The sequence below is a fragment of the Paraglaciecola sp. MB-3u-78 genome (assembly GCF_002835935.1).
Classification (GTDB): Bacteria; Pseudomonadota; Gammaproteobacteria; order Enterobacterales; family Alteromonadaceae; genus Paraglaciecola.
Window position 1 is genome coordinate 51,516 of record NZ_PJCF01000008.1, and the last position, 15,893, is coordinate 67,408.

A 15,893-nucleotide genomic window follows, 5' to 3' on the forward strand; every position below is an offset into this window, starting at 1 on the left:
TGTATAACACCACAGCAGGGGATAAGGGTGTATGAGTAGTGAAAAGCCGTCGGAACTGATATATCGACTTGATGACAAACCACCCGTTTTAGAATCCTTGTTCGCAGCGATACAACATCTGCTCGCCTCTTTTGTCGGCATTGTCACTCCCACGCTAATTATCGGTAGTATTTTGGGGCTGCAGGAACAACTGCCATACTTGATTAGCATGTCCCTGATTGCATCGGGTATAGGCACTTTTATACAGGCCTATAAACCCTTTGGCATAGGCGCAGGCATGCTTTGTGTGCAGGGCACCAGTTTTGCTTTTTTAGGCGCAATACTCAGTGCTGGTTTTATTGCGCGGGATGCCGGAGGTGGTCCTGAAGAGATTATCGCATTAATCACCACCCTGTGTTTTGTAGGTTCCTTTGTACAAATAGGCCTCAGCCAATTTATTCCGCGGTTGCGTAAAATAGTCACACCACTGGTGACCGGTATCGTTATCACCAGTATCGGTATAAGCCTAATCAAGGTGGGCATGACCGATTTAGCCGGTGGACTCAATAGCCCAGACTTTGGCAGTTCAGCTAATCTGATGCTTGGCTTTTTTGTGATTGCGGTGATCGTATTGATGAATATATCCAGCAACAACTGGGTGCGCCTGTCTTCAATTGTGGTCGGCCTTGTTGCCGGTTTTGGGGTAGCTGCACTAACAGGGATGCTTGCCCCAGGTGACCTGCTCCCATCAGCAGCACTTAGTGTACCTATCCCCTTCAAATATGGTTTTAACTTTGAACTAGCTGCCTTTATTCCATTAGCGGTGATCTATGTTATCAGCTCAGTAGAGACAACCGGCGATATTACCGCTAACTGCATTATTTCCGGCCAACCCATTACCGGAGAAGGCTATATTCAACGGATTAAGAGTGGGGTGCTTGGGGACGGCATCAACTCCATGATCGCCGCAGTGTTAAATTCATTTCCGAATACAACCTTTAGCCAGAACACCGGGGTGATCCAGCTCACAGGTATCGCTAGCAGGCATATCGGCATGTACATCGCTGGGATTTTGGTATTCCTTGGCCTGTTCCAAGGTGTCGGTGATATTCTGCAACAAATACCCAAACCGGTATTGGGGGGCGCTACGCTGGTGATGTTTGGCACGGTGGCGGCAGCGGGTATCAAGATATTGGCCTCTGAATACATCGATCGCAGAAAGGTGATTATTATTGCGGTTTCCCTTGGTCTTGGTTTGGGCTTAGCGCTGGTGCCTGATGTATTCTCGAAAACACCCGACTTAGTACAAAATATTTTTAGTTCAGCCGCAGCCACTGCTGGGCTTACTGCGATGTTATTAAGCTTGATCCTGCCAGAATTGAAGGAACAGGAACAGGAACAGGAATAGCCTTAGCATGTATCTTTATTAGTCACAGGAAGCAGATCATATGGATCACAAAAATCAAGCATTCAATCGCAGACGGCTGTTGCAGCTAGCCGGTCTATCCATAGTCAGCTCAAGCCTCTGCACTACTTTATTTTCAAAGGAAATGACCATGCCAGATAATCGCCCTACTCCGCCAGGAAAGGATCCTACCCCAGAGCAAATGCTGCGCCACTTGAAACAAGCCAATAAAGTCGCGCAAGAGGCCATGGATAAAGGTCACCACCCTTTTGGAGCTATTTTGGTCGCTGCAGATAATGAAACAGTGGTAATGAAGCAGGGTAATATCGACTCAGTAGCACATGCAGAGTCAACCTTGGCCCAGCGTGCCTCAAAGCAGTTTAGCCCAGACGAACTCTGGGGAATGACCCTGTATTCAACCGCCGAGCCCTGCGTGATGTGCGCCGGCACCCAATATTGGGCCAACATCGGGCGGCTGGTGTATGGCATGTCTGAACGCCAATTGCTCGATCTGACAGGCAACCATAGCGAAAACCCGACGCAGGATGTGCCCAGCCGCTATGTATTCTCGCGAGGCCAGAAGGATATTCGTGTGTGGGGGCCAATAGATGCAGTGGTCGAGGAGATTGCCGCCTTACATGTGGCGTTCTGGAAATAAGTTCATCACCCACCTAACTGTTTTGCGGGTTTACCCCCCGCATGAAGACACCTGACAGCTTGCCATTTTTAATTTGCAACAAAGGTAAATAGAGTATTGTTAAACGGTGTTACATAAAGTGAATGAAAAACACCTATCTGAGGGCAGAGTAAACTTTTCTAATATCTATTGAACTCCCTTAACTCTAAGTCTTCCCATTTTGGCTGGGTGCATTCTTTGAGGCTGTTAAAGCTTCTATTTGTTGTGAAACTCTTCACTGTCAATAGTCACCCCTCTTTTCGTCGCTTGTCTGATATCGGTTATGAAAATTTCGGGCGCATAAGCAGCACAATAGCGTGGTTAACCCGTCGATGGCAGCTTCAAACTTATTATAATTACCCGTGAAGAAATTGTTCTGAGCCTCTTTTACTTCAATAAAGTAAACATCAAAACGTGGCAATAAAATCTGACTACTCGGCCAAAATAATTTCACCACGTCTTTTGGACCAATAATAAAAAGGAAGCCCCGCTGCGATTAAAATAGTACCTTGCAGTGCAATCATCAAGCCTGAGCCAATCAATGCAAAAATAGAAAATACTAAAGCCACAAGCGCGATTATCAAAGATGACCATTTTCGTTTATTGTGCTCAGAGTATTCCTTTTTCTGTAGTACTAATTCTGCCATGGCTGAAGTGACGTAAGGTAACAGTGTCGCTAGTGTTGACAATAAAATCAGGGTCTTAAAAGCTTCTATCAACCCCTCCGAAAAATTCATTACCACTAAAAGCGACGCTAATATACCGGAAAATACAATGGCTGCCGCGGGTGCACCCGATTTATTCAAACTGGCAAAATATTTTGGGAAAATATTGTCCTGCGACATAGCCTGAGGCATAACGCCAACAATAAAAACGTTGGCGTTCACGTTACTAATTATTGATACCAAAGCCACAATAGCAATCAACGCCGCCCCCCAAGGACCAAATATAACTGAAGCTGCATCCGCGATGGGCGAAGTTGAGTTAGCTAAATGTTCTAATGGAACGAGTGCCATGACGCCATAGGAAATTAGTAAATAAACAGCCATTACAGTAAGCGTGCCTAAAATGAGTGCTTTAGGTATATTCTTTTGAGGTAAAATCATATCATCTGAAGGTAAGGTAACCGCTTCAACGCCGACGTACGCCCACATAATGATCATAATCATTTCGGAAATATTAAAGAACGTAGCCTCGTCTTTGGGAGCGGATGTCGTAGTATTGGAGAATTCACCGATGAACAAGCCGCCACCAGCAATAATAAAAAGAGGTAATATTTTGAATAGTGAAGTGACTAATTGAAAAGTACTAGACGCTTTTATACCTGTCACATTGAGTCCAGTAACCAGCCAAATTAATGATAAAGAGACCAAGCCACTGTACATTGGACTTTGAGTTAAGCTAGGAAAGAAAAATCCGAGATAACCGGTTATCGCCAAAGATCCCGCAGCAACGGCTGTGATTACACCAATCCAATACCCCCAGCCAATTAAAAATCCAGTAAGATCACCAAATGCTTGTCGTGTATAGGCATAGGGCCCGCCAATCATAGGGTTACGCTTGGCCAATAAACCGAACATCAAGGCGATAAATAGGGTGCCAACACCGGCGATGACCCAACCCAGCAAACTCATTTTACCAAATGGAGCCAAAACAGCAGGTAACATGAATATACCGTTGCCAATCATTATGCCAACTACTAATCCCCAACAGCGCCAAAAACCCATTACCTTTTTCATTGCGTATATTCTATTATTTGTATTTTATTAATATAAAACACTCAATCTTTCACGAAATCAACTGTTTGTTTTTTAACCGCTTTATCACATTGTAAAATGAATCGTATTAATTAACCTGAACTGGGGTCAATACCCGCACGTCACTGCCCTCACCTGTCAAGCATCCGCTGTGAGCTTGCGGCAGCATAGCGCAACTTCGTAAATTTGATCTGGTTTAATGTTTGCAACTTATTCATTGAAGATGAAAATATGGCAATCGCTAAAAAAATAAATCAGATCGTTGAAGCATTTGAGCTGTGGCGAAAAAACCGGGTTAGTCGCCGTTCTGCAACCCCACAAGCACTGCGCCAACAAGCAGTTGATCTACTCGAACACTGCTCGTCCAGTAAAGTCACCGCGATGCTGCGGATCAGTGGCACACAATTGAAACAATGGCGTGAAGCCGTTGAACCAAGCCCAACATCCTCTGATTTTATTCGCTTACCTGGGCAAGGCGCGAGGGAGCCTGTTGCTAACGAGCATCTCAGTGTCGAGCTTCGGTTGTGTAATGGTGCAGCATTAACCCTTTCGGGTGATATTTCCCAAGCCTTCCTCGTCGCCATGATCCAGGAAGTTAGATCGTGATCCATTTAACGGCCCAAACGCCTATCCTGATCGCCACTGAGCCTGCTGACTTTCGCATGGGGATTGATGGTTTAGCGGCGCTTTGCCGTAGCAGGCTGACGCACGAGCCTCGTTGCGGGATCTTATTTGTGTTTATTAATCGCAATAAAACCATGATCCGCACGCTCGCCTATGATGGCACAGGATTTTGGTTGATGACCAAGCGTTTATCTAAGGGTAAATTTCAATGCTGGCCCACCGTTAATTCACCTGTTCATCCGTTTGAGGCCAGGCAGTTGCGTCAACTTCTAAGCCCCGTCAAGCCTGATCTTAAGCGATCATTTACGGCAACATAAATGAGCGTCATGAGCGGGTTGTATTTTCAATTAATGAGATCATACTGCCTGCCAATCTCCTATCCACACACAACAAACGGCTAAGCGAAACAGTGAGTAAACCTTTTACAGATATTGATGGTCAGGCGCTGGAAGCGCTGATAGCCCGCGTGACTGAGGCCAAGGAAAACACCCTGGCGTTAAGTGAGCAAGACAGCCAGTTGTTATTGGATGCGTTGCTGACGTTGGCGAGTATGCAGGACCGTTTAACGCATCATAACGTTACTATTCATAAGTTACGAAAATTGCTGGGAATAGAGAAATCATCTGAGAAACAATCGGATGTCACGCCAAAAAAGCAAAAGCCCGCCAAGCCTCAAAAGCCTGGTAACAAGCGCCAGACCAGCGCCTCTTCAGATAAGGGATTTACGCCGGTCAAACCCACCGTGGTTATTCACCCGTTAACCACCATCAGTAAAGGGGATAATTGCCCAGAATGCCTCACCGGTAAGGTATATAAAACCGAGCCAGGCAGTTTCTTGCGGATCACCGGCCACAGTCCGTTTACGCCCGAGCAGCATGTGATGGAGCGAGTTCGCTGCAATACATGTGGGGCTTATTTCACGGCGGAGCTGCCACCGGACGTACTGCAAGAGGGCCCGGGGACCCGAAAATACGGTTATTCCGCGTGCGCCTTGATGGCGATCTACAAGTACTTCGCGGGGTTACCTTTTTACCGCCAGAGCAGTATTCAAAAGCTGTTGGGCGTGAAGATCAGCGCATCAACGGTGTTTGACCAGATTGAGCTGGTGTGCAATGCCATTTATCCGGTCTTTCACCACCTTTTAAATCTGTCTGCGGATGCCGTGCATTACGCCATTGATGACACCACACACCGAATTCTGGATGCTAAGCCCATTGAGAAAAAAATACGTAACAGTGATAAAACGCAGCTACGCAGTGGTGTGTATACCTCGGGTGTTATCGCTACCACGAAGAACAATCAACACATCGTGTTATTCGAAACCAATATCGGCCATGCCGGTGAATTTATTGACAGCATCTTACAAAACCGCAGTCAATCCAGTGCACAGCCCATTATTATGAGTGACGCACTTGCCAGCAACCGCCCGACGGTGAGGGAAACCATGGGATCGTTATGTAACAGCCATGCAAGGCGGCAGTTTGTTGATGTGATCAACCATTTCCCGGAAGAAGTTGAACATATTTTAACGCGCTATGGCGAGATCTGGTCACACGAACATCACGTAGAAGAGCAACAACTGAGCGTAGCCAAACGGCTTGAATATCACCAAACGCATTCGTTGCCCGTCATGGCAGAAATTAAATTGTGGGGTGAAACCCATTTGGCAAACGAGACAGTAGAAGAAAACAGTGGCTTAGGCAAAGCGATAAAATACTTTATCAAACACTATGCAGGACTGAGCCTGTTTTGCAGCGTGCCCGGTGCAAAAATCGACAATAACGGCATCGAAGCGATGCTGAAAATTGTAGTGAGAGACAGAAAAAACGCGATGTTCCATAAAACATTACTGGGCGCGACAATCGGAGATGTCATCACCTCGATGATAGCAACCGGTATGGAAGCGGGCGTCAACGTTATGGATTACTTTACGCTACTGCAACGGGAGCAAGCACAAGCTAAGGCCCATCCCGAAAAATACTTACCCTGGAATTATCAGGAAAATAGCTAAGCACGATCCCAATAAACATCGGCTGACGTAGGCTTTTTGCCTAGGTCAAGCTATGCTCCCGTAAGCTCACTATCAATGTGATAAAGCCCTATTTCATCGAACCAGCTATTCTTCATGGCAATAGTCGCCATTGGACAATTCGCATTGCGCCATGACGCCATTTTTATGAAGACACACTTTCCTTTGAAGCCAAGTTGCCTTAGTCGTCTATGAAGACGAGCTGGGCGTTTCCACAACTTCAATTGAATAGCGCGCATGCGTCTTCTTATCCATTTCATCAAGCTCACAAACTCTCGCTTGCAATTGGCTATCTTAAAATAATGTGCGAACCCTCTTAGCACAGGGGTTAACCGTTTAATGATATCTATCAGCGGTTTCCCTGTATTACGCTTAGTGAGCTGCTTCACTCGCTGCTTGAAGTTAACCAGTTTCTTAGGTTGAATTCGGGTATATTGTGTCCCAATTTCGACTCCGAGGAACTTAACACCATCATCACTGTGCGTGATATGGGTTTTGGTCTTATTCACAACAAGTTGTAAATCATCCTCTAAAATAGTCGTGGCAATGTTCAAGGCATGCTCTGCGCCTACTCGGCTGATGCATAACACTAAAATATCATCCGCATAACGCACTATTCGGTGCCCTCTGCGTTTCATTTCTTGGTCGAATGCATCAAGGTAAATGTTCGATAACAACGGACTGATTACCCCGCCTTGCGGACTGCCTTTGATAGTCGGTATCACTTCGTTACCTTCCATCACACCACTGGATAAAAACTGTTGGATTAATTTCAGCACACTGCCATCTGTGACTTTGCACTTAACGCCTTTGAGTATTAACTCATGGGATAAACGGTCAAAGCACTTTGACAAGTCCATATCCACGACCCAACGCCGACCATATTGCCTTATAAACAATGTGGCCTTGTTAATCGCATCATGGCAACTTCGCTTCGGGCGATATCCATAGCTAGATGGATGAAAATCCTTATCGAAGATGGGCTGCAATATCGTTAATAACGCTTGTTGGACGATGCGGTCTCGCACTGTCGGTATCCCAAGCAATCGCATACTGCCATCTTCTTTGGGTATTTCTACCCGACGTACAGGCTGCGCTTGGTAGGTTTTACCTTTCAGTTCGAGCAGTAAAATATGAAGATTGCTCTGCAAGTCAGCTGCAAAATCGCTTAGGCTCTGCCCATCTATTCCGGCCGCACCTTTCGCCCTTGCCACTTGTTTATAAGCCGCTTCTAATGCTTGCGCATGTAACAATCGACCATAAAGACTGTAGAACATTTCCACCCTCACCTTTAACTTGTGGTCGTTGTCTTGGCTTTATCATCATTGTGGCTGACAACTTCACTTGTTTCTCAAACGTGCTAGCCCCTTAATCGGGGCAATCTACTTGAGCGTTAACAAGCTACTCCAATACTCGGCTCTTCACCACAGTCCACTTATTCCTAAGCAACCATTAGCAAGATGTCTGTGCCCGTCGGCACACTTATGAGTCCACAACACTTCAAAAAAAAAAGAACAACAGACACTTATAGTACACTTCCCCCCTTCGCAACAGACAACACCTTTTGAGTATTGCCTGCTCTGTTGAACACACTGCCAACAGTCGGTCTGGTTTTATCCTCCACACCATTACTGGCTTTCACAGGCCTGACCTTACTCACTACTACGGGTTCATCTGCCACCTCCCACCAATCTGTACCTTGAATCACTTCTTGGATACAAACTTCCAGTTACACTGGAAATGATGTCAGGCTTCCCCAGTTACTGCACTGGCTCCCTATTAGCTATTCCACCCTCAAACACGTAATGGGTCTGATTGAGTATTGGGCGTTGCGCTATTTTGCACGCTTACCCACCCACCACGCCGAAACAGGTTCGCTTACGCTGTGTATCGCTAACTTCCTATGGCTTCCTTCACACCCCACCGTTAGCCAGTGACGCACTTACCATTCGGATTATCTTCCCCTCAATCGGGGTGATTCAGGTTTCTTTCAACCTGACGGGTTTGCCAGCTTCGCTGGGCAAACAAAAAAAGGCGAGCCAATAATGGCTCGCCTTTAATATTATACAGTCAATACCTTCTCTCTTGAAACTGCAGCTTTGTTGGCTGCAACGTCAATGGTGTTAGGTATAGATGCCGTTAGTTAATAAAAATCGTACGACATTCTCATACCCACTGTACGGGGCCTGTTGGTGACAACTTTAGGTGTATATTGTTGGTTGTCGATATATAGCACCGCATGTTCATCGGTGACGTTATCGACATACAACTCAACTTTCCATCCGTCGTGATTAACACCAACGGATACATTTCCCAGTACATAACTATCTTGGACATAACGACCACCGGCAAAGTCTTCACCATTGCGGTCCGGATAATTTACCCCAGAGTATACATCGGCTTCACGTTCAATAGACAAGCCCGTCCCTGTACCGTAAATCAAGTTGGTGGCATCTTCAAGGGCATATGCGCCCATGTTCATGCCAGCCAGTCGATCTCCGGTATAGCTCAGCGAACCATTAACAAATCCATCCCAGCCATTGGGTAATTGAAAATAGTAGCGGGCACGTAAATTAGCCGACAAATCTGCTGAGTAGGGTAATTTGCTGCCAACTGGCGGCGCGATACCTTGCAACTCGTCATTTAAGCGGGTTAATTCACTATCGATCCAGCTAAAAGCACCGTTAATCACCAAATTATCCGTGGCTAACCAGGTGATATCGCCGTCAATCCCTCTAATTTCAGCATCCCCGACATTATCTGCAAACTGCAGAAAACTGATATTGGTGGGGTCGTAGCGTGAGGTTTGCAGATCCGTTATTTCCGAATAATACCCGGTTGCGTTAACCCGTAAAATACCATCGAAGAAATCCCCTTTCATACCCACTTCATAATTTTTCAGGGTATCTGTGGTGGAATAAACCGGAATACGGAAATTCTCGAAAGCCCCCTCATTACTGGTCGCCTTACCGCCGCCTACACGGTTGGTAACTGGCGGTCTGAAGCCCTCTGAGTAGGTGGTAAACAACAATACATCGTCATTTACTTTCCAGTCCACTGAGGCCTTATAAATCACATCATCAACCGTTAACACCCCATCAGCATCGAGCAAGTCGGTCTGCAGTTGGCCACTGTCTATGGCCGCAATGACAGCATCTGGACTGTCATTGTCAGGCAGCACAGCTTCTAGCTCGTCCGAGTCGAGTGAACCAAAGGCCTGCACTCTACGGCTCACATCCACTGTACTGGTGGCGCCTTTATAGATATCTTCAATTTGATACCAACGTGCGCCAAGGGTAGCGGTGACGGAATCGGTTAGATCATATTCAGTCTGGCCAAATACCGCGACCTGTTTAATCTGGTGATTGACATCATTAACAAAACTGACTTCCGATGAATATGGGCCGCCATCACTGTTAATGCCATCTTGACCTTTTAAGACTGTGTTCAGATCTGGGAACAGTTCAGTATTAGCCATCTTGAATTTGCCCACAGAGGCAAGAGTCTGGTCGTCATAAAAAACCCCGGCCGTTACACGCCAAGAGTTATCGGTTGACGTATTGAAACGCAGCTCGTGGGTATTACGAGACGTTTCAGTTTTTTCTTTGTACCATTTGGTCGGATCAGCACAATATTGATCGGCGGGATCCGCGCTGGAGTATTCACAAGTATAAAAAGCCGAAAACAAACCGGCATTGGTATAACCCGTATAATCAATAGTCGAATCGATATTTCGGTCCAGGTAGCCGCCGGTATAAACGACATCCAACTTAGCCAGACGGCCTTCTAAAGTCCAAGTGGTTAAACCAAATTCATCCTGATTGTCTTCCGGTACAAACCTGTTAGTGGAACTTTCCCCTTCAAGGTTAGGATCGTAAGAGAAAACCCCGTCGGTGTTCAGTGTCTGTGCAGTATGCTGCACCAGTAATGACCAGTCCTCATTAAAGTTATGATGCACACCAAAGCGTACACCGCTATAGGTTGCATCGTTAAAGTCATCTTCTACCAAGGCATCATTTTTAGGAGATATTGTTGGTGTGTTGACCGGATCGGCCAACGGGCCATTAGACACACGGTCAATGACTACGGCGCTACTTTGATAACTGCCATTGCCAGTGCCAGGCTCATTTAAAACGTTATCAATCCAGCCGCCCTGGTGTTGATTGTAAACAACAGCCCGAATGGCCGTATCATCACTTACGGGTAAATTAAAATAGGCTTCAACGGAGTTACTCATTTCACCACCACGGGTGAAACTAACGCTGCTATCAAATCCTCCACTCACACCGCTGTGATCGGGTTTTTTGGTGATCAGGCGCACGGTGCCTGATTGAGAGCTGGCGCCAAACAAAGTGCCCTGTGGCCCAGGCAATACTTCAACCCGTTCCATATCGGTGGCATATATATCCAGATTTCGGCCCTGCATAGAAACCGGCTGTTCATCCAGATAAAAAGCAACTGACGGTTGTAACGCTGTTACGGATGACAGTGCAATATTAGCTTGGGTGGTGGCAGCACCACGAATGTAAATTTCATTTTGGCCAGGACCTGTGCCCTGAAACACAACATTAGGTAAAAATTCAACATAGTCCTGAAAATTATCAATTCCGAGGTTTTCCAGACTGCTACCGTTTAACGCAGAAACCGAAACCGGAATATCCTGGATGGATTCGGTTCGTTTAGTCGCGGTAACCTCAATTGTTTCTATTTTATTATTTTTAACTTCTGGTGCAGTTGATTCGGCTGCAATAACTGGCACACTGCTGGCCATGGCAAGTAATACGGCGCAGGTAATTTTGCGTTTATGAAATGTTTGCATTTGTGGTTGTGTAAAGATGGTTTTTTCCAATTTATTAATGAGCTCCATTGATTAGACTTCGATCTATATTTACCTTCAAGAGACACCGAAAAAGGTGCGATTAAGCCGAAAACTTAACAAATTATGGGTGATCAAGCAAAGTTGGATCTCAAAAAACAATTAGTTCACAAATCATTACTTTATTTTAACATTATAAAACTGGAACAGGATTAACGCAGGATATCCACATTAATTAGCAACAAAGTAGTCTAAAACTCTCAGTCGGCAAAGCGGTCGCCGCGCGGCCGATGCTTTTGACTTACCCTCGACTCAAAGCTCGCCGATTATTTTGTGAACTCAGTAGGGCAATTAACATGGGTGAAACTGGATTCCTTAGAAGCACGGTTTCGCCCAGTTGAACAGGCGACCGCCATGGACGGCGGTAGGTAGAATAACGCAGGAGCAGTTATCGATATGGCGGTAAGCGCTAGCACATGTTTAAAATTTTCATAAAACGACAAGAACACGCTTCGCGCCATTTTTACGAAATTCATTTAGCATTAGCCAAACAATTATTATCATCGAACTTAAAAATGAAGCAGTGGCAATATTTACTGATAACGTATCCATTGCACATGGAAAAAATCAGGTGTTTGGTACACAGGCAGACTTAGTAAACGGCGAGGTTGTATTTGCACCGATTGAAGATGAAAATAGCGTTGACCAATTACGAGACAAGATGGGTATGTTGTTTTTGGAAAGTATAAAAAAGCTCTGAAGGATTTTTATATTCTGCAACAATCTCCTGATAAAAACTGATGGTTAATTAACAAGGATTAAATCACAGAGAAAGCCTGCGACGAGGCACTTACACCGAATCTGTTAAAGGTTCTAACAGAGCTCAATTCTAATGCAGCATATCACCAGTGTACCTATTTCTTGCCCTCCAATAACTGCATTTAGGGCAAGAGTGTCCTTCGGGATAGTCAACACCTTCTTCGTGGGGACAGCCAATTATACCTTCGACCATACTCACTGATTTCGCTCTATTTTCAGCAACGAAGTCTATAATTTCACCCAAGATTTGTTCTGATTTTCTCAAGTCCGATGCGCAAAACCCTTTCTGTATCGGTTCAGCTTCTGCACCGTCATACTCAATGATGGCGCAAACTACTTTTGTCGCAATATTATTTGTAGGGCCATAGAAAGCAATGGTGGCTATTGGATAACCTTTATTACCTTTTCTAACCATTTTATTCAGTGATTTTTTATTTTTGCCCTGAGACATTCTGATACTCCAGCACTAAGAAAATTTATAACCCTTATTCATTCTGACTCTTCTTTATTAAGCGTGCCCTCACCTGCCGTAATGAATAATAGTTTACTTTTTATAGTTGTTTTTGCTGTATGCCATATACCTTTAGGTACAATTATATATGAGCCAATCTCTTGTAGCGTGACAGATTTTTGGCCGCTATGAAGTTGCAGGATCAACGTTATCTTTCCAGATAATAACAACACAATATCATCTCCATGAGGCTGGATTTCACAAGTTTCCCAGTCAGAGTAAATTCATAAGCTGAGACAAGTTCATGTGAATTGAAACCTTTATATTCCTTATCAATTTTTTGATGTGAATAAAGAACACTTGTGATTAATGGATACCTTGTTTAAGTCTGAAAATTCGTGCCTTCTACTTTGGCCACAATCTTAACAAGTCATTTACAACGACATAAGTCTAAAACGCTAACTTCCTTTATTTTACTGCCCTGCAGCCTAAAGCTGTACTAAAGAACTATGTTAAATACTTTGTTGCCCTTATAAGGTGCCCCTTCAAAAAGGAAGTGACAGACCGTAAACATCTGCTTAGTACAGCTCAAACGGTTTAGCACTGATACTAAGAATAAATATGGAGTACACACAACTATGCAACACAATAAACACTTTAAGAAAGGTTTGATTGCCTTATTAGTGGCAAGCGCTCTGCCTGCCGCTACAGCGCAAGAAGTCAGTTCTGAAAAAGAGCAACAAGAAATTGAACAAATACGTGTAACCGGCTCCTATGTAAAAGGCTCAGATACGGCCAAAGCGAATCCGGTTTCAATTTTCGATGCTAACGATATCAAAAACCTTGGTGGCGCAGACATTAACGATATTGTCAGTCAAATATCTGTTAGCAGTGGCGCTGAAAACCGCCCAGACACCTTCACCAGCTTTTATAGCCAAGGTACTTCCAATATCAACCTTCGTGGTTTAGGACTTTCTTCTACCCTGGTTTTGATCAATGGTAAAAGACAAACCATCAGTGGTGCTAAAGCTCAGGATGGCAGTGTATTTGTCGATACCGGCTCTATTCCGGCCATTGCTCTACAGCGCTTGGATATTCTTAAAGAGGGCGCGGCGGCGACCTATGGTTCTGATGCTGTGGCTGGGGTGGTTAACTTTGTCACCCGTACTAGTTTCGATGGTTTTAAAGTGGAAGGCTCCTACCAAACTACCACTAGTGATAGTCAGGACGATATTAACCTAAGCTTCATTGGCGGTTTTGATTTAAATGATGACACTAACATAGTCGTGGCTGGTACTATGCTGCGCCGTGGCACGCTTAATGCTCGTGAAAGACCAGAGCTAGTCAACCGTGCGATTAGTAGCCTAGGTACTAGCTTCATTGTACCAGAAGCAGTGACTGTGGAATCGGGTCCTTATGCGGGTGATTACAGCGCCGGTGAAAATGTTCCTAATCCTAATTGTGAAGCAGTGGGCGGGATTAGACTAGCCCAAACCAATGGCGAACGTTGCGGCTACCAATATGGTCTGCACTACAATGTGGTCAACGAAGAAGAGCGTGAGCAGTTGTATTTTGGTCTGTCTAGCGAACTTGAGGACATGACATTCAAGCTCACCTCTATGTACACTGAATATGATATCTTGGACAATTACACTGTTCCTTCATATCCGAACCTTACTTTCCCTACTATCCCCGCGAGCCACCCGAGCAACCCTTTTAATCAGGGTGTGGTGTGGTTAGGTCGTCCTTATCCTTTACTGGCTAGAGATACAACGTTACCTGCTCCAAGAAGCAACAATACTTTTAGGGTTGATGCGACCCTAAACGGTGACTTCAGTAATGACTGGAGCTGGTTAACCTCTTTGGCCTATAGCACCAACCAATACGAAATTACGCAACCAGATCTTTCACCCACTCGATTGGATCTTGCCACTTTAGGACAAGGGGGAGCCAGCGGTGATCTGCTTTACAATCCTTTCGATCCACTGGCTGAAGATAACTTACTGATCCGCGACTGGGCAAGTACCGCGTTTTCTTCTAAAACGACTACCGGCTTACTTGTTTGGGATGCTGTGGTCAACGGAGACTGGTTTTCTACCGATGCCGGTACTGCGTCTTTTGCATTTGGTAGCCAAGTCCGTAGCGAAAGTTATGAAGTAGACCCTGATGACGTATCAACACTACGCTACGATGCTCAAGGCAATCCTCTAAGCAATGACTTTTTGTTTTTAGGCGGAGTGAACACTGTTGATGAGTCACGAGCTACGTATGCGGCATTTGCCGAAACTGAAATTCCACTAGCTGAAGGTTTAGATTTGAATGCTGCGGTACGTTACGAAGTATTAGATACCGCCAACAGCTTGGATCCTAAGGTGTCGCTACGCTATAAAGTGGCAGAGCATCTTATCATTCGAGCTTCTGTCAGTACTTCTTTTAGAGAGCCTTCTTTAGCGCAGTTTCATGCCCAGAATGTCAACACTAAAGGCGTTCAGGATTTTGTCTTAGATGCAGAAGGTAACTTTGTACTAGACAGCAATGGCCAGCCCACCCCAAGAGGCGGCACTTTGTTCATTCGCGAAACCCAAAACGGTAGTCTGGCACTTGAACCAGAACAAGCCACTAACTATAACTTCGGTATAGTTTGGAACAGCGATGCACTACAAACTCGTTTAGATTTTTGGAGCGTTGCATACGAAGACGTGATCACCTTAGAAGACGCCAACGGTAAGTTGTTGGCAGATCCAGATGGGGTTGACATAGTACGTTTAGTACCTGGGGATCCTACCAGTGAACTGACAGGTATCATCACCAACTACTTTAATGCCGAAACCATTGACGCCAGTGGTATTGATTTCGAAGCTACTTATAGCTGGGATCTAAATAATGGTGAAGTTGAATTAAAAGCCAATGTGGCGCAAATACTCAACTATGAAATTCCAATCAACGGCGTAAAAACCGACGTATCAGGCTTGTTTAACCATAACAACTTTGCCCGCTCAATGCCGGAAACCAAAGGTAATTTGTCGGCCCAATGGAAAAATGATCAACATAGCATTTACGCCAGAGTTAATTACGTATCCAGCTATACCAACACTCGGGTAGTACCTGCGTCAACGGGTCTAACGGATCAAATCGATTCCTTCACTACTGTTGACATGCAATACAGGTATCTTGCTGATTTAGGCGATGATCAAGCTGAAATCACTTTAGGTGTAATCAACATGTTTGATGAAGCGCCACCAGCTGTTTATGATGCAGCTAACTTTAGTTTTGACCCTAAACATCATGATCCACGTGGTCGTTTAGTTTATGTTAGAGCGTCTTACAGCTTCTAATA

General features: G+C 45.0%; 12 protein-coding genes. 7 read left to right on the forward strand and 5 right to left on the reverse strand.

What is annotated here, in order from left to right:
- The first annotated feature begins 31 nt into the window (after positions 1 to 31).
- Both CXF95_RS20085 and CXF95_RS20090 read left to right on the forward strand, forming a co-directional pair.
- Positions 32 to 1,387 carry a uracil-xanthine permease family protein gene (locus CXF95_RS20085; protein ID WP_101200364.1) on the forward strand — a complete coding sequence of 452 codons (1,356 nt, stop codon included), beginning with the start codon at positions 32 to 34 and terminating at the stop codon, positions 1,385 to 1,387.
- Positions 1,388 to 1,427: 40 nt separating this feature from the next.
- Entirely contained in the window at positions 1,428 to 2,042 is a 615-nt protein-coding gene (locus tag CXF95_RS20090) for a nucleoside deaminase (RefSeq protein ID WP_101200365.1), read from the forward strand.
- A 449-nt stretch (positions 2,043 to 2,491) separates the two neighbouring features.
- On the opposite strand, the gene CXF95_RS20095 is transcribed toward CXF95_RS20090, so the two are convergent.
- Positions 2,492 to 3,799, reverse strand: coding sequence for an APC family permease (locus tag CXF95_RS20095; RefSeq protein ID WP_101200366.1), 1,308 nt, complete (start codon positions 3,797 to 3,799; stop codon positions 2,492 to 2,494).
- 249 nt (positions 3,800 to 4,048) lie between these two features.
- Between CXF95_RS20095 and CXF95_RS20100 the strand changes: the two genes are divergently transcribed.
- The 3 genes from CXF95_RS20100 (at position 4,049) to CXF95_RS20110 (ending at position 6,452) form a co-directional block, all read left to right on the forward strand.
- Entirely contained in the window at positions 4,049 to 4,423 is a 375-nt protein-coding gene (locus CXF95_RS20100; protein ID WP_101200367.1) for a hypothetical protein, read from the forward strand.
- Positions 4,420 to 4,758, forward strand: a complete 339-nt coding sequence (tnpB, locus tag CXF95_RS20105; RefSeq protein WP_101199143.1) for an IS66 family insertion sequence element accessory protein TnpB — start codon at positions 4,420 to 4,422, stop codon at positions 4,756 to 4,758. The genes CXF95_RS20100 and tnpB overlap by 4 nt, the downstream gene beginning before the upstream one ends.
- A gap of 92 nt (positions 4,759 to 4,850) precedes the next feature.
- Positions 4,851 to 6,452 (forward strand): transposase, encoded by a 1,602-nt coding sequence (locus CXF95_RS20110; RefSeq protein ID WP_101199142.1) that lies wholly within the window; start codon positions 4,851 to 4,853, stop codon positions 6,450 to 6,452.
- A 50-nt stretch (positions 6,453 to 6,502) separates the two neighbouring features.
- On the opposite strand, the gene ltrA is transcribed toward CXF95_RS20110, so the two are convergent.
- The 3 genes from ltrA to CXF95_RS20130 all read right to left on the reverse strand — a co-directional run bounded on the left by ltrA (position 6,503) and on the right by CXF95_RS20130 (position 11,289).
- Positions 6,503 to 7,747, reverse strand: coding sequence for a group II intron reverse transcriptase/maturase (gene ltrA, locus CXF95_RS20115; protein ID WP_232787954.1), 1,245 nt, complete (start codon positions 7,745 to 7,747; stop codon positions 6,503 to 6,505).
- Between the two features lie 248 nt (positions 7,748 to 7,995).
- Positions 7,996 to 8,178 (reverse strand): hypothetical protein, encoded by a 183-nt coding sequence (locus CXF95_RS20120; protein WP_101199148.1) that lies wholly within the window; start codon positions 8,176 to 8,178, stop codon positions 7,996 to 7,998.
- Between the two features lie 435 nt (positions 8,179 to 8,613).
- A complete protein-coding gene (locus CXF95_RS20130; RefSeq protein ID WP_101200493.1) occupies positions 8,614 to 11,289 on the reverse strand; it encodes a TonB-dependent receptor in 2,676 nt (891 codons plus the stop codon).
- A 580-nt stretch (positions 11,290 to 11,869) separates the two neighbouring features.
- Between CXF95_RS20130 and CXF95_RS20135 the strand changes: the two genes are divergently transcribed.
- Positions 11,870 to 12,046 (forward strand): DUF6624 domain-containing protein, encoded by a 177-nt coding sequence (locus CXF95_RS20135; RefSeq protein ID WP_198556652.1) that lies wholly within the window; start codon positions 11,870 to 11,872, stop codon positions 12,044 to 12,046.
- Positions 12,047 to 12,175: 129 nt separating this feature from the next.
- Here CXF95_RS20135 and CXF95_RS20140 read toward each other — a convergent pair whose 3' ends face one another.
- A complete protein-coding gene (locus CXF95_RS20140; RefSeq protein ID WP_101200370.1) occupies positions 12,176 to 12,556 on the reverse strand; it encodes a hypothetical protein in 381 nt (126 codons plus the stop codon).
- Positions 12,557 to 13,194: 638 nt separating this feature from the next.
- Here CXF95_RS20140 and CXF95_RS20150 point away from each other — a divergent pair.
- Positions 13,195 to 15,891: a TonB-dependent receptor domain-containing protein gene (locus CXF95_RS20150; RefSeq protein WP_101200372.1), complete on the forward strand. Its 2,697-nt coding sequence runs from the start codon at positions 13,195 to 13,197 to the stop codon at positions 15,889 to 15,891.
- The last annotated feature ends 2 nt before the right edge of the window (positions 15,892 to 15,893 follow it).

Coding starts and splice junctions, on each gene's coding strand:
- CXF95_RS20085 (WP_101200364.1), top strand. CDS start 32: ATGAGTAGTGAAAAGCCGTCGGAACTGATATATCGACTTGATGACAAA.
- CXF95_RS20090 (WP_101200365.1), top strand. CDS start 1,428: ATGGATCACAAAAATCAAGCATTCAATCGCAGACGGCTGTTGCAGCTA.
- CXF95_RS20095 (WP_101200366.1), bottom strand. CDS start 3,799: ATGAAAAAGGTAATGGGTTTTTGGCGCTGTTGGGGATTAGTAGTTGGC.
- CXF95_RS20100 (WP_101200367.1), top strand. CDS start 4,049: ATGGCAATCGCTAAAAAAATAAATCAGATCGTTGAAGCATTTGAGCTG.
- ltrA (WP_232787954.1), bottom strand. CDS start 7,747: ATGTTCTACAGTCTTTATGGTCGATTGTTACATGCGCAAGCATTAGAA.
- CXF95_RS20130 (WP_101200493.1), bottom strand. CDS start 11,289: ATGCAAACATTTCATAAACGCAAAATTACCTGCGCCGTATTACTTGCC.
- CXF95_RS20140 (WP_101200370.1), bottom strand. CDS start 12,556: ATGTCTCAGGGCAAAAATAAAAAATCACTGAATAAAATGGTTAGAAAA.
- CXF95_RS20150 (WP_101200372.1), top strand. CDS start 13,195: ATGCAACACAATAAACACTTTAAGAAAGGTTTGATTGCCTTATTAGTG.